This window comes from Mucilaginibacter sp. P2_A5 (genome assembly GCF_056404995.1).
Map to the genome: position 1 here is coordinate 1 of NZ_JBFUCY010000010.1, position 13,460 is coordinate 13,460.

The 13,460-nt window shown below is 43.8% G+C and carries 16 protein-coding genes; 9 read left to right on the forward strand and 7 right to left on the reverse strand.

The genetic code is table 11. From position 1 onward, the window contains the following. Positions 1 to 568 precede the first annotated feature (568 nt). Entirely contained in the window at positions 569 to 1,963 is a 1,395-nt protein-coding gene (locus tag AC1DXF_RS10180) for a methyltransferase RsmF C-terminal domain-like protein (protein ID WP_477448196.1), read from the forward strand. 56 nt (positions 1,964 to 2,019) lie between these two features. Here the strand turns inward: AC1DXF_RS10180 and AC1DXF_RS10185 are convergent, their stop codons facing one another. From AC1DXF_RS10185 to AC1DXF_RS10195, 3 genes are read right to left on the reverse strand one after another with little or no spacing between them, the layout of a single operon-like run. Beyond that, the gene (locus tag AC1DXF_RS10185) at positions 2,020 to 2,385 is read right to left on the reverse strand and encodes a CoA-binding protein (protein ID WP_477448197.1); all 366 of its coding nucleotides are present in this window, start codon (positions 2,383 to 2,385) and stop codon (positions 2,020 to 2,022) included. Further along, positions 2,378 to 2,863, reverse strand: a complete 486-nt coding sequence (locus AC1DXF_RS10190; RefSeq protein ID WP_477448198.1) for a DinB family protein — start codon at positions 2,861 to 2,863, stop codon at positions 2,378 to 2,380. The genes AC1DXF_RS10185 and AC1DXF_RS10190 overlap by 8 nt, the downstream gene beginning before the upstream one ends. Beyond that, entirely contained in the window at positions 2,860 to 4,410 is a 1,551-nt protein-coding gene (locus AC1DXF_RS10195) for an NAD(P)/FAD-dependent oxidoreductase (RefSeq protein ID WP_477448199.1), read from the reverse strand. Before AC1DXF_RS10195 ends, AC1DXF_RS10190 begins: the two co-directional genes overlap by 4 nt. Before the next feature lie 267 nt (positions 4,411 to 4,677). On the opposite strand from AC1DXF_RS10195, the gene AC1DXF_RS10200 reads away from it, so the two are divergent. Both AC1DXF_RS10200 and AC1DXF_RS10205 read left to right on the forward strand, forming a co-directional pair. Next, complete coding sequence (locus AC1DXF_RS10200; RefSeq protein ID WP_477448200.1) at positions 4,678 to 5,160, forward strand: hypothetical protein; 483 nt, start codon at positions 4,678 to 4,680, stop codon at positions 5,158 to 5,160. 212 nt (positions 5,161 to 5,372) lie between these two features. Continuing rightward, on the forward strand, positions 5,373 to 5,939 hold the full coding sequence (locus AC1DXF_RS10205; protein ID WP_090651624.1) for an RNA polymerase sigma factor: 567 nt from the start codon (positions 5,373 to 5,375) through the stop codon (positions 5,937 to 5,939). Positions 5,940 to 6,022: 83 nt separating this feature from the next. Here the strand turns inward: AC1DXF_RS10205 and AC1DXF_RS10210 are convergent, their stop codons facing one another. Continuing rightward, positions 6,023 to 6,379: a hypothetical protein gene (locus AC1DXF_RS10210; protein WP_477448201.1), complete on the reverse strand. Its 357-nt coding sequence runs from the start codon at positions 6,377 to 6,379 to the stop codon at positions 6,023 to 6,025. A 241-nt stretch (positions 6,380 to 6,620) separates the two neighbouring features. Next, positions 6,621 to 8,912, reverse strand: coding sequence for a GH92 family glycosyl hydrolase (locus AC1DXF_RS10215; protein ID WP_477448202.1), 2,292 nt, complete (start codon positions 8,910 to 8,912; stop codon positions 6,621 to 6,623). Positions 8,913 to 9,086: 174 nt separating this feature from the next. Here AC1DXF_RS10215 and AC1DXF_RS10220 point away from each other — a divergent pair, with 174 nt between their 5' ends. The 5 genes from AC1DXF_RS10220 to AC1DXF_RS10240 all read left to right on the forward strand — a co-directional run bounded on the left by AC1DXF_RS10220 (position 9,087) and on the right by AC1DXF_RS10240 (position 12,287). Beyond that, positions 9,087 to 9,665, forward strand: coding sequence for a LemA family protein (locus AC1DXF_RS10220; protein WP_477448203.1), 579 nt, complete (start codon positions 9,087 to 9,089; stop codon positions 9,663 to 9,665). A 286-nt stretch (positions 9,666 to 9,951) separates the two neighbouring features. After that, positions 9,952 to 10,386, forward strand: coding sequence for a TPM domain-containing protein (locus tag AC1DXF_RS10225; protein WP_477448204.1), 435 nt, complete (start codon positions 9,952 to 9,954; stop codon positions 10,384 to 10,386). Further along, complete coding sequence (locus AC1DXF_RS10230; protein WP_477448205.1) at positions 10,358 to 11,203, forward strand: TPM domain-containing protein; 846 nt, start codon at positions 10,358 to 10,360, stop codon at positions 11,201 to 11,203. The genes AC1DXF_RS10225 and AC1DXF_RS10230 overlap by 29 nt, the downstream gene beginning before the upstream one ends. Positions 11,204 to 11,338: 135 nt before the next feature. Beyond that, positions 11,339 to 11,743: a hypothetical protein gene (locus AC1DXF_RS10235; RefSeq protein ID WP_477448206.1), complete on the forward strand. Its 405-nt coding sequence runs from the start codon at positions 11,339 to 11,341 to the stop codon at positions 11,741 to 11,743. After that, positions 11,736 to 12,287 (forward strand): NUDIX hydrolase, encoded by a 552-nt coding sequence (locus AC1DXF_RS10240; protein ID WP_477448207.1) that lies wholly within the window; start codon positions 11,736 to 11,738, stop codon positions 12,285 to 12,287. Before AC1DXF_RS10235 ends, AC1DXF_RS10240 begins: the two co-directional genes overlap by 8 nt. Here AC1DXF_RS10240 and AC1DXF_RS10245 read toward each other — a convergent pair whose 3' ends face one another. Next, complete coding sequence (locus AC1DXF_RS10245; RefSeq protein WP_477448208.1) at positions 12,288 to 12,746, reverse strand: nuclear transport factor 2 family protein; 459 nt, start codon at positions 12,744 to 12,746, stop codon at positions 12,288 to 12,290. Between the two features lie 37 nt (positions 12,747 to 12,783). Between AC1DXF_RS10245 and AC1DXF_RS10250 the strand changes: the two genes are divergently transcribed. Then, positions 12,784 to 13,011 (forward strand): DUF433 domain-containing protein, encoded by a 228-nt coding sequence (locus AC1DXF_RS10250; RefSeq protein WP_477448209.1) that lies wholly within the window; start codon positions 12,784 to 12,786, stop codon positions 13,009 to 13,011. 100 nt (positions 13,012 to 13,111) lie between these two features. Here AC1DXF_RS10250 and AC1DXF_RS10255 read toward each other — a convergent pair whose 3' ends face one another. Continuing rightward, a complete protein-coding gene (locus AC1DXF_RS10255) occupies positions 13,112 to 13,300 on the reverse strand; it encodes a hypothetical protein (protein ID WP_477448210.1) in 189 nt (62 codons plus the stop codon). Between the last annotated feature and the right edge of the window lie 160 nt (positions 13,301 to 13,460).

Genomic DNA, 13,460 nt, shown 5'->3' on the forward strand with positions numbered 1-13,460 from the left:
GCTTTACGCCTTCCGCTTTCTGCTCCCGTGTTACTCTACATGATTTTCTATTTCTTAAAAGAACTTTCTCGCTTCATCATCCGAATCCGCTATATGTTTTGTTGGATTTGCATCCACCTAACTTTTCATTTTTATCCGCTAAAATCGCTTTAGCTTCTTACTTCTTTTGCTCCTTAAAGCAACCCTCCGTTTGGGTCTGCAAAGGTAGAAAACCTTTTTACTTTTCCAAAACTTATTTTTTCTTTTTTTGGAGGCCCGAAATCGATCATTTTCACTTAATCTTCTTCTTCGATTGCGGGTTGCAAAAGTGCGAATTTTAATTTGATTTAACAAGTGATAATTTCACTCTTTTTAATCTTTTTTATATTCGCTAACTCTTCAAAAAACAACGCCCTTTTTCTGGAGCGGCCACAAATGTACACAGAAAACCAGTTACGCACCAAAAGAAATTTTCAAATAATTAAAACAATTTTACAAGTAACTGTAAACTAACGTTAAATACACCCCGGCAGCGCCCGAATATCTTATAAACAATAGCATATATCGAATTTGTATATTTACAAAGTATATGAATGAGCAACGGTTTCCCGATAATTTCCTGCAATCATTAAGCGCGGAAAATGGATTTGACGAAGAAAATTTTATCAAAGCACATCAAATTACTGATGCGCCTACCTCTATAAGGCTTAATCCTTTTAAACGTCCATCCTTAAAAACTGATGAACGGGTAGCCTGGTGTAGCGATGGATTTTATTTAAACACCCGACCCTCTTTCACTTTCGACCCGCTTTTTCATGCCGGGTGTTATTATGTGCAGGAGGCTTCTTCCATGTTTATCGACCATATTTTAAAATATATCCGCCCTAATATAGATGACACGATAAAAGTACTTGACCTTTGCGCTGCTCCGGGTGGCAAAAGCACACTCCTTAACTCGGCCATTAATGCCGGCGATCTGTTGGTTGCCAACGAAATTATTAAAACACGCGTACCTGTATTAACAGATAACCTTAGCCGTTGGGGCCAGGCAAACGTAATAGTTAGCAATAATGATCCGAAAGACATTGGCCGGCTAAAAAGCTTTTTCGATATCATCCTGGTTGATGCACCATGTTCGGGCTCGGGCATGTTTCGTAAAGATCCGCAGGCGATGAATGAATGGTCGGAGACAAATGTGGAGCTCTGTCACCAGCGGCAGGAACGGATCCTGGCCGATATACTCCCCGCTTTAAAAGAGGATGGATACCTTATATATAGTACCTGCTCCTACTCGCACCAGGAAAACGAAGATATACTGGATTGGCTTTGCCAGGAATTTGATTTGGAAAGTATCCGTATACCTATATATAAGGAGTGGGGTATTGTAGAAACGCAATCGGCCGATAAAAAGGCATGGGGATATCGCTTTTATCCGGGCAAGGTTAAGGGTGAGGGGCTATTTGCATCGTGCCTTAAAAAGAAAACCAACACCGGCGAACTGGGCACCTTTAAAAACAACATGCATCAAAAAATAAGCAGTAAGGAAATTGACCAGGTGAAAGCATATGTTAATAACCCGGACGACTACTATTATTTTAAAGTGAACGAAGATTGGCTGGCGATTAACCGCGCGCATAAAGAAAGCCTGAACATATTACAAAGACATCTGTACCTTAAAAAATCCGGTGTGCGCGTGGGTAAATTAATGGGGAAAGATTTGATACCCGATCATGAGCTGGCTTTAAGTACCATTATTAATAAGGATATGGTTTTACAAACGGAGCTAACTTACGACCAGGCTATTCAATACCTTCGCCGAGACAACATCGACCTAAACCCTACCGAAAAGGGCTGGAGCCTGATGAACTACGGGGGACAAGCCTTAGGATGGGCTAAGCTATTACCGAATAGGATCAATAATTATTATCCTAAAGAGATCAGGATATTGGCGAGCCCCCAGCCCCCTGAAGGGGGAGCTTTTTGACGAGCATAGTTGTATGATGTAAACCTTGGTTCCCCCTTCAGGGGGTTAGGGGGCTTTTAATATTGCCCGATGGATAGTAACACCAGTGTGCAGACATATTCTGTTTCAATTCCTTTTTCATTGGCCATGCGCCTGAGTTCCGAATTTTCGGTACCGGGATTAAATATGATCCGTTTGGGGTGAGTTTTTAATATATAGTCATACAACGGCGGTTGATTTTGAGGGCCAACATACAAAGTAACCGTATCAATATCATTATGAATGGCTTCGGGCTTCTCGATAGGTACACCGGCAACCTCGCCTGTTTTTATGCCTACGTTAACTATGGTATGGCCGCGACCGACCAACCTGTTGGCGGCGAGGTTTGCGTACCTGCCGGTGTCGGGCGTTGCTCCTAATATAAGTGTCTTTTTATCAGCCATTGATAATTCTGTTTAATAAAGCAATTTGGCCGGAGTGATAAATATGATGCTGGATAAGTCCGTTAATCAATTCTTCATGGCTCACACCTGTTCCCATCTCGCGGTTCCGCTCGTCTTTTATTGGCTCATCCCATTGTTCCTGCGGGAAGTTCTGGATAACGCCAATCAAATTTACGTTCACCAGCTTTAAATCATCAACATAGTTTTGCCATTTTTGTTCGTCGGGCGCGCCGGTTTCGGGCCAGTCGCCACTGGTGGGGATGCCGGCGGTAAGGCCGTTCATCCTGTCCATCACCTCTTCTGTCCAGGCTATCATGTGCAAAACAATTTCGGCTATGTTATGGACAGACCCGGGCGTTTTTTCATAGGCTGGCTCAAAGCTAATGCTATCGATGATCTCATAAACAGGCGAACCATACCATGCATCGCCCGATAGTATCTTTTGCAATTCGGTACTCAATTTTTCAGAAATTGTCATGCTAATATTTTTAAAGTGGCCAATGCGCAGTTAACACCATCAATAGCAGCAGAAATAATGCCACCCGCATAACCGGCACCCTCTCCGCACGGAAATAATCCTTTAACTTGTGGATGCTGCAAGGTTTCTTTATCCCTGGGAATTTTCACCGGCGACGACGTGCGCGACTCTACCCCCACCAAAATTGCCTCGTTGGTATAATACCCTTTCATCTTCCGGCCGAAAGCAGGCAATGCCTTCTGCAAACGTTTATGAATCCAATCGGGTAACACCTCCTTTAGTTCGGTACTTTTTGTGCCCGGCAGGTAGGAGTTTACGGGCAGATCATTTGACAAACGTCCTTCCACAAAATCAACCATACGCTGGCCCGGTGCAACCAGGCTGCCGCCGCCGGCTTTGAAAGCGGCTTGCTCCACCTCATGCTGAAAGTTCAGCATCTTGAATGGATCGCTGTCATCGCCGACCACATCTTCCATATTAATTTGTACTACCGTGCCTGAATTGGCAAAAGGGTTATTCCGTTTTGACGGGCTCCAGCCGTTCACTACAATTTCGTTCTCGGCAGTTGCGCATGGGGCAATAATACCGCCGGGGCACATGCAGAAGGAGAATACTCCCCTGTCTTCCACCTGCTCTACCAAATTATAATAAGATGGCGGCAAATCGGGGCCGCGGTTTTCGCAATGATATTGGGCACGGTCAATTATTTCCTGCGGATGTTCTATACGTACACCTAAAGCGAAAGGCTTGGCTTCAATCAGTATATTTTGATGATGCAGCATTTCAAACACATCCCTTGCCGAGTGGCCCGTTGCCAGGATTACGGCATCGGCGGTCATTTTTTCGCCGCTGGCCAGCTTTACACCTTTTATCTTGCCAAACTCTACCAGTAAAGCCGTCACTTTGCTATCAAACAAAAACTCGCCGCCTGCATTTAGTATCGTTTCGCGCATAGCGGTGATAATCTGCGGCAACTTGTTGGTGCCTATATGCGGGCGGGCATCTATCAAAATATCCTCATCAGCCCCATGGGCAACAAACATTTTGAGCACCTTGCTTACATCGCCGCGCTTGGTTGAGCGGGTGTACAGCTTACCATCAGAGTAGGTGCCTGCTCCGCCCTCGCCAAAGCAATAATTTGATTCGGGGTTTACCAGGCCTTGTTTGTTGATATTGGCCAAATCGCGCCGTCGTTGTTTAACATCTTTGCCCCGTTCCAGTATCACGGGTTTTAATCCTAGCTCAATGCATTGCAATGCGGCAAATATCCCCGCCGGACCGGCGCCTACTATAATAACCGGGCGGCCAAACTGCACATCGGGATAATTTACGGTAAAAATTTCGGGTGTGTACGGCTCATCAATAAACACCTGCACCATCATGCGGTAAACCACTTTACGGCCACGGGCATCTATAGATCGTTTTAACACTTTTACAGCCGATAACTTTTGAGGTTGCATATTTAAAGCCGCAGCCGCCAGGCGTTTAATCACTGCCTCGTCTTCATGCTGCCCGGGAGGGCATACTATTTCAATTTCTTTTGTCATACTATCGCCGGGTTTTTATCCCGGATTAAGGCAAAGGTAACACCCCCCCTCTAAATAGCAAAGCGTTCATGAGCCCGCATAACAACAAACCGCGAATAATCTCACCCTGAAGGGGAGACTTTTGAATATTTCTTTTAGGCTTAATTTATTTGATAGTCTCAGCCAAAGACGAGGGTTATAATTATACAGGTTTAGATACCCGCTAAATTATCCTCATGAGACGCCTACGGATTGTTTTATATTTGAAACAAAACGTATGAAATTGTCATGGATGATATCGACTTTTCTTTAATTCTACACAAACATGGCTGGACTACATTTTTCTTTTATGTTGATAAGAAGTGTTATGAAATATTAATTTCGGGTGTGTTCAGCGATCCATTTTATGATTTTATGAACTTGTTGATATCATTACTAAATAATGAGAACGAAGTAAATATTCAATGCCTTGGTGAACCAGGGGGATATGAAATCAAAATCATCAGAAACAAAACTCAACGACATCTTCTCAACATAAAAATCAGCGATTTTGAATATGATGTTGTAACCAAAGTTGCAACCAATAAATCAGAGCTAGTGAGCTTTGAAATTAAACAAAAACAGTTTCTAATTATTGGATTTTCTCAACTGAAAAAAACTTATTGTTTGCTCCAAGAACAAAGCTTTGCAAATGACAGGAGAACCGAATTCCCTTATCATCTCTACGACGAATTAACGAAGAGAATAGCTGTCGACTTCCCCGGGTTATGATTCCCCTGGTTGTTATCCTATATTCTTAATGCATCTCCGGTCATCGTTCCCCCTTCAGGGGGCTAGGGGTCGCGTTTCTGTCCGCATGTGCACATCAACCGTCCGCTATCGTACAGTTTATTTAAGGCCATATTTTATATCTATCTAAAAATCAATTAATTACAAAATGGCACTTGGATTGGCATAGGCTTCACAAATAAACACACAATACAATGACTACTGCCGACGAACGTTTACAGACAATTTGGGAAGGATGCTTACGCAACGAACGTAAAAGCCAGGAACAATTTTACAAACTATTTGCATCGCGGATGCTGGCTGTTTGCATGCGCTATGCTACCGATAAAGATGAAGCACAGGATATACTGCAAGAGGGTTTCATAAAAATATTCAGGAACATGCAAAACTACCGTGGCGATGGCAGCCTGGAAGGTTGGGTGCGCCGTATTATGGTGCACGCGGCTATTTCGCGCTACCGCAAATTACGCCCGGTTGTGTTGGTTGAAGATTTTGCTGCCGATAGTGATATGCCTATCAGCAAAGCTTATAATGATAATGAGCTTGAAGCAAAAGATTTAATGAAGCTTATTCAAAAACTACCTAAAACTTATCGCTCGGTATTTAATATGTACGCCATTGAAGGCTATTCGCACCAGGAAATTGGCACATCGCTGGGGATGAGCGAATTGCTGTCGCGTACAACTTTACACCGTGCACGTACTGCCTTAAAAGAAATGATTGGTAAACTGACCACCCGCGAAGAGCATTGCTACGCGTAAAAAGCTCCAGCCTCACCCTGCCCTCTCCAAAGGAGAGGGTTCTGATTAGCGGGGTGGTTGTTGAGTAAAATAAAGTTTAAAAATTAGTTCCCTGTGCCCCATTCTGAACTGCCATAGCCTTCGCGGGCTTTCCAGTTGTATTTGATATCTAAAGCTTTCCAGGTTTCAGCTTTCCGGGTGGCAATCATTACAATTTTTTCGGCTGCCAGAGCATCATCGTTCACAATGGTATCTATCGCCGTTATTTCATAGTCGCCCGAATCCAGTTTTCTCGACGTAATATTTAATCGCGGACGCGCCTGAACTTCGCTATAATACTGCCGGTACTGGTAATAAGCTTTAATCAGCTCGTCGGATGTTTTAATATCCTTTCGTTCCGCTATCGTATCATTAAACTTATCCGGCGGAATCTGCTTAAACGATTCAGCGCATGAACTCAAGAGTAGTAGTCCCAAAAGCAAGGCCAAGATCCAAGCCCCGGCCCCCTCTAAACAACAAGCCCTCCGAGCCCCCTCTAAATCTCCCCCGGTAGGGGAGACTTTAATTGCGTCTGTTCTACTTATTTTCATCTACCCACCTAAAATCCAAATCTGCACATCTGTTTATTTTCATTTTCAAATCTTCAAATACTCAAATTTTCAAATTATTCATCTGCACATCTGAAATTTGAAATCTGCACATCTATTTATGTTTACTGCTCATATAATACGTGATCTCGCCACCGTTCATGATATCGGTATGGCTGATGAATAGGCCATCCAAAGGTTTACCATTCAGCACTATCTTTTGTACATAAACATTTTTAGCGCTTTGGTTTTTTACGTTGATGGTGAACTTTTTGCCATTATCTAAATTGATAACGCCTCCGTTCACGGCCGGGCTGCCTATTGAATACTGGTCTGATCCGGGGGCTACGGGGTAAAATCCCAGCGAACTAAAAATGTACCAGGCGCTCATCTGGCCGGTATCATCATTACCGCCCAAACCATCTGGTGTTGGTTTGTACATACGTGGCAATATCATCCGGATGCGCTCCTGTGTTTTCCAGGGCTTATCTGTCCAGTTGTATAAATAGGCTACGTGGTGCGATGGCTCGTTGCCATGTACATAGTTGCCGATGATGCCATCGCGGGTAATATCTTCCGTTTCGGCAAAGTATTTATCGGGCAGGTTCATGGTGAACAGCGAATCGAGGTAACCAACAAACCGCTTGTTACCGCCCATCAGCGTAATCAGGCCTTTAGGATCCTGCGGCGCAAACAGCGTATAGTTCCAGCTGTTGCCTTCAATAAATCCTTCGTTGATGGTGCTCAGCGGATCAAACTTTTGGCGGAAAGTGCCGTCGGCCAGCCTGGGGCGCATAAACCCGGCTGCCTTATCGTATACGTTTTTGTAATTTTCTGATCGTTTGATGAATTCATTATAAACATCCATCCTGTTCAGCTTTTTGGCCATTTGGGCTATGGCCCAGTCGTCAAAAGCATACTCCAGGGTAGATGATACAGATACGCCGCTTTTTTCGTCGGGGATGTACCCTTTATCCATATAGTCGCCTATTCCCTCATAATCGCGGTGCTTTGCGGTGGCTACGCAGGCATCCAGCGCTTTATTGGCATCAAAGTTTACATTGCCTTTAACCACGGCATCGGCAAGTACCGCTACGCTATGGTACCCACTCATACACCAATTCTCGTTACCCGAATTTGACCAGATAGGCAGCATATGCTCCGGACTTTGGTCAAAATGGACCAGCATGCTTTGTACCATATCCGCATTCCTTTTGGGTTCAATAATATTGAACAGGGGGTGCAGCGCCCGGTAGGTATCCCAAAGCGAGAAGGTTGTATAATTGGTAAAACCTTCGGCCTTATGCACGTTTTGATCAAGGCCCTTATACTGGCCATCGGCATCCATGTACACGGTAGGGTTAATCATGGCATGGTACATGGCGGTATAAAAGTTCTCTTTTATCTCCTTGCTGCCTGCTATGTCTATTTTGTGCAGTTCGGTTTCCCATAACTGCTGGCCGTCGGCCTTTACTTTTTCGAAATCCCAGCCCGGAATTTCGGTTTGCATATTGTTCAGCGCGCCATCCATACTCACCGGCGATAAAGCAAATTTGATCTTTATTTTTTCACCCTCTTCGGTTTTAAAATCAAAGTAAGCCCTTATTTGCCTGCCCGCAATTTCGGGGAAGTTTTTCACCCGGTTAAATTTGCCCCAAAAACCACCGTATACTTCACGCTTATCGTATTTTTTATAGCCATGGGCAAAGAAAGATTTTGAAAAACTCATGGCAAAGTATAACGACCGCGTACGTGCCCAGCCATTGGTTTGGCGGTATCCTACAACGGTACTATCATTTACAATCCGCAAATACGTCCACACATTTTTATCAGGATAGTTATAAATGCCTGCCATCAAATCCAAAACAATATGCGACTGATCTGACTTGGGGAATGTGTATTGATGAAAGCCAACCCTGTTGCTGGTGGTCATTTCGGCTATAATATTGCTTTCATCCAGTTTTACTTTGTAGTAATTAGCCTGGCTCACTTCGTTCTGGTGCGAAAATGCCGAGCGGTAACCGCTGCCCGGTTTATCGGCGGTGCCGGGGTTAAGTTTTAATGCCCCAACTGTAGGCATTATTAAAAAGTCGCCCAGGTCTGAGTGGCCGGTACCGCTAAAGTGGGTATGGCTAAAACCAACTATCGTTTTATCATCGTATTGGTAACCGGCGCAGTATTTATATACATCGGGGTTGTATTTGCCGTTCAGCTCGTAGCTGGGGGTGTCGGTTTCGGGGCTTAGCTGTACCATACCAAAAGGAACGGTTGCGCCCGGATACACGTGCCCCATGCGCTGGGTGCCTATAATAGGGTTTACATATTGTACTAAATTTTCGGCAGTTTTAGTTTGTGCGGCTGCGCCAAGCGAAATAGCAGTAAAAAAAAGGCAGAGTGTCTTCTTCATTTTGTGGGTCGATGTCAACATTAAGCTTCAAATATAGGCTATAACAGTTAAATGTTTCGCTTACCGTGATAAATTCTGTACCTTGACATAATGTCATTAAACCATACCAATTGTAACAACGGTATGCGTTTTGTAATCTAAATCAAAAACATACCTGTAAAACAATATCAATTCATGAAAAAGTTACTTTCAATAATATTAATTGCAGCGGCGGCCATGGGCTTAAGCTCGTGCAGTTACAACAGCATGGTTAAACTGGATGAAACCGTTAAATCAAAATGGGGCGCAGTACAAAGCGATTACCAACGCCGCAGCGACCTGATACCAAATTTGGTAAATACCGTTAAAGGCGCGGCCAATTTTGAAAAAAGCACCCTGACCGCGGTAATAGAAGCCCGCGCAAAAGCAACATCGGTACAGGTTGACCCTACAAAACTTACACCCGAATCTATCAAAGCTTTCCAGTCATCGCAGGGCGAGTTAAGTTCGGCCATTGGCAGGCTGCTGGTTGTATCAGAAAAATACCCGGATTTAAAAGCGAACGAAAACTTCCGCGACCTATCCGTTCAACTGGAAGGGACCGAAAACAGGATCAACGTATCCCGTAAGGATTTTAACGATGCTGTAATGCAATATAATTCCAAAATCCGCTCGTTCCCGGCCAATATCACCGCTAAAATGTTTGGATTCTCCGAAAAAGGATATTTCACCGCCGAGCCGGGAAGCGATAAAGCACCGAAGGTGGAGTTTTAAATTAATTAGTGAATTAGCGAGTTAGTGATTTGAGCAGTTTAATTATTGAATGACTGAATTAGTGATTTGAACAGTTTAATTATTGAATGACTGAATTAGTGATTTAGTGAGTTGAACTACAGGGTAGTTAGCGGTTTGAGCTACCGATTCGTATCGATCATTTTGTGCTTAAAGAAATAATAATTCAGTCATTCATTAAATCACCCATTCACTAAATCACTAACTCACTAATTATTTGCAGCTCAAATCACTAATTCACTAACTCAGTAAATCACTAATTAAAAAGATGGCGGTATTTAACGAAGAAGAACAGCAACTCATCCGTAAGGCTATTGAACAGGCCGAAAACCGTAGCAGTGGCGAGATACGGGTTTGTATCGAAAAAAAATGTAGTGAGGAAGTACTTGACCGGGCTGCAAAATACTTTTTCCAGCTCAATATGCACAAAACAGCCCTCAGGCATGGTGTATTGATATACGTGGCCACTGTCGACAGGAAGTTTGCCATTATTGGCGATGCCGGCATTAACCAGGTTGTACCTGCCGATTTTTGGGATACGGCCAAAGAAGACATGCTGCAGCATTTTAAGTATGGTAATATTGTTGAAGGTATAGTAACCGGCTTAAAAATTGCCGGCGAGCAACTACAAAAGTACTTCCCCCGCCAGGCTGGTGATATTAACGAACTGCCCGATGATATCGCTTTTATGGATGGCAAATAACCCTATGGAACCCATGTTTAAAAAACTCATTATATTTTGCAGCCTGTTGCTTTGCACCGCTATAGCCTTTGCGCAGGATTTTCCCGAGCGGTCGGCAACCCTGGTAACCGATTATACCAATACTTTATCTACGGATGATAAACAAAAGCTCGAAAACAAGCTCGTAGCCTTTAACGATTCTACTTCCACCCAGATAGCGGTGGTGATCATGAAATCGACCGGGAGCTATGACATTAACGACTATGGCCAGCAATTGCTACGCAAATGGGGCATAGGCCAAAAAGAAAAGAATAATGGTATACTGGTAATTGTTGCTATAAGCGACCGTAAAATGGCCATCCAAACCGGCTACGGCGCCGAGGGACCGCTGCCAGACATACTTACCCAGCGCATTATTCAAAACGACATGAAACCCCACTTTAAGGCGGGCGATTATTATGGCGGGCTGGATGCAGCTACAGACAATATCATAAAAGCAACAAAAGGCGAATTTAAGGCAGAGGCCGAACAAACCGACAAGGGTAGCGGAGGTAGCGGTGCGGGAATTATTATCATTATTATTATAGTGGTTATCCTCATCATCATATTTCGTAACCGCGGCGGTGGCGGCGGCCGGCAGATCATTGATCGCCGGGGTGGTGCAAGTCCGTTCTGGTGGTTTTTGGCGGGGAGCATGCTTGGAGGAAGCGGCCGCAGCAGCGGAAGCGACTGGGGAGGTTTCTCGGGCGGCGGCGGAAGCAGTGGCGGTGGAGGCGGCGGCTTTGGAGGCTTCGGTGGTGGTAGCGGCGGTGGCGGCGGATCAAGCGGCAGCTGGTAGCTTTTTAATTAGTGAATTAGTGATTTGAGCTGGAAATTAATTAGTGAATGATTGGTTTAGTGAATTAGTGATTTGAGCTGCAGGCTAATTAGTAAATTAGCTGTTATTTACTACTGCCTTACCGCATGTTAACAAATGAATAAAGACTATATTTTAAGGGAACTCGAAAAAATAACGGTCATGATGGCCCGCCTGGTTGGCTTTAAGGAGCAGTTGAAGCCAGATGAATTTATAAAACTTGCAGATACTATGCTGCAAAACGAGTTTAACATTAAGTTTGACGAACTATTAAAATTATCTATCGACGATTTCGAAGCCTTTTTGATAAAAGGGAAATACAAAGCGGATAAACTTGATGCTTTGGCCCAAATACTATACATGCATACCGGGCCCTTTAGTGCTTCGCCCGAGACTTTGGGCGCGTTACAAAAAATATTATTGATTTTTGAATGGCTGGAGCAAAAACACCACAGCTCGTCATTTGAAATAATTAACAAGCGCAATACCATCTATCAATTTCTACAAACAAACTATGAGTAAGGATTTAACCTGGAAACTATTATCATCTACCTATGTTCATAAAGGCCCGTGGGCTACGTTACGGGTTGACCGTTGCGAAATGCCTGATAAACGAATTGTTGACGACTATTACGTTTTAGAGTACCCGAGCTGGGCTAATGCAGTTGCCGTAACCGAAGACAATAAAATATTAATGGTAACACAATACCGCCATGCTGCGGGTGTTATTTCGCTCGAAATTCCGGGCGGTGTTGTGGATGCCGGGGAAGAGCCTATCGATGCTATCCGCCGCGAACTGCTGGAAGAAACCGGTTACCAGTTTGATGAATTTGAGCTGATTTGCACCGTGTATGGTAACCCATCAACCGCCAACAACCAAACCTTTACCTATTTTACCAAAGGCGGCAAAAAAGTACAAGGCCAGGCATTGGATGATCATGAAGAGCTAATTGTAGAAGAGTATACCATTGAGGAAGTAAAACAACTGCTGCTTGATAATAAAATAAAACAATCCATGCATTGCACCGGGCTGTTTTATGGAATGATGAAACTGGGGGCTTTGTAATTACTCCGGGCAATTACCTTTACGGCGGGTATCAACAACGTATATGATCTTCCAACCTGCCGCGGTGCGCATCAGTTGGAAAACATCAACCCCGCAATGGCTAAAGGTTTTGCCCAGGTAAAATTTATAGGGCGTCCAAACGCTGGCCAGGTCGCCATCAATTTTGATATCGTTAAAGGTAATCTGCTCGTCCCAAATTTCTTTATGAGGCGTGCCCACGGCTTTTATAAAATCATTAGGGTTTTCCGTTTCCAGCTCAACAGTGCCGTCCTTTTTATTGGCCACGCCTTCAAAAACGATGTTTTTATGAAAAGCTGACCGCAACATCGTACTATCGCCCTTGCGCATAGCATCAAACATGGTGTTAATGGTTTGCTTTACGGCATCCTTATCAGTTTGCTGGGCAAAGGTTTTGAAGGATGTAAACAGGACAAGAATTAAAAAGAATATATTTTTCATGTGATGAAATTTGACGACAATTTAGGTAAATTTGAACATGCAGCCAATTGATTATAAAGAATATATTGAATTTAACCCCGAAATAAGGTTTGGTAAACCGGTTATTAAGGGCACGCGGATTTCTGTATATGATGTTTTGCAATGGTTGGCATCCGGCTTGAGTCATGAGGAAATTCTAAGCGATTTCCCGCAACTAACATCCGAAACCATATTTGCATGTCTTGCCTATGCAGCCAACAAAGAGCGGATAATTAAAGTGGCATGATACGGCTCATCGCTTATGGCACTACTTAACCTTTGTGCTTCAATTATTTTTTTTTCATTAATCACCAAAAATCTCTCGTCCTCCCCAAACCGTCAGCAGATCAGTTTCGGGCGAAAACGGCCAAAACAATGCTGGGCTGTGCGGTTGCAGGCATAGGAAGTTTTTGCGGCGGGGCTACGCGCGCCAGGGCAAAATAATTCCAGCCCAGGTTTTGGCCGTTTTGCAGGGCAAAGGCCCCGAGCGTAAAGAAGCATTTCTGCTGACTTGATTTTTGGTTACTTTGTATCAAGACAAAGTAACAGCCTTCCCGCGGCAATTGAGCGGGCCGATGCTGTAGCCTCTATTAAATATTTCGTAATCCAAGGAACACGGAGCATAGTCTGGAGATTACTTCTTGTGTTATAATAACATAACTATAAAACATTGATTATTAGAACTGTTATATACGC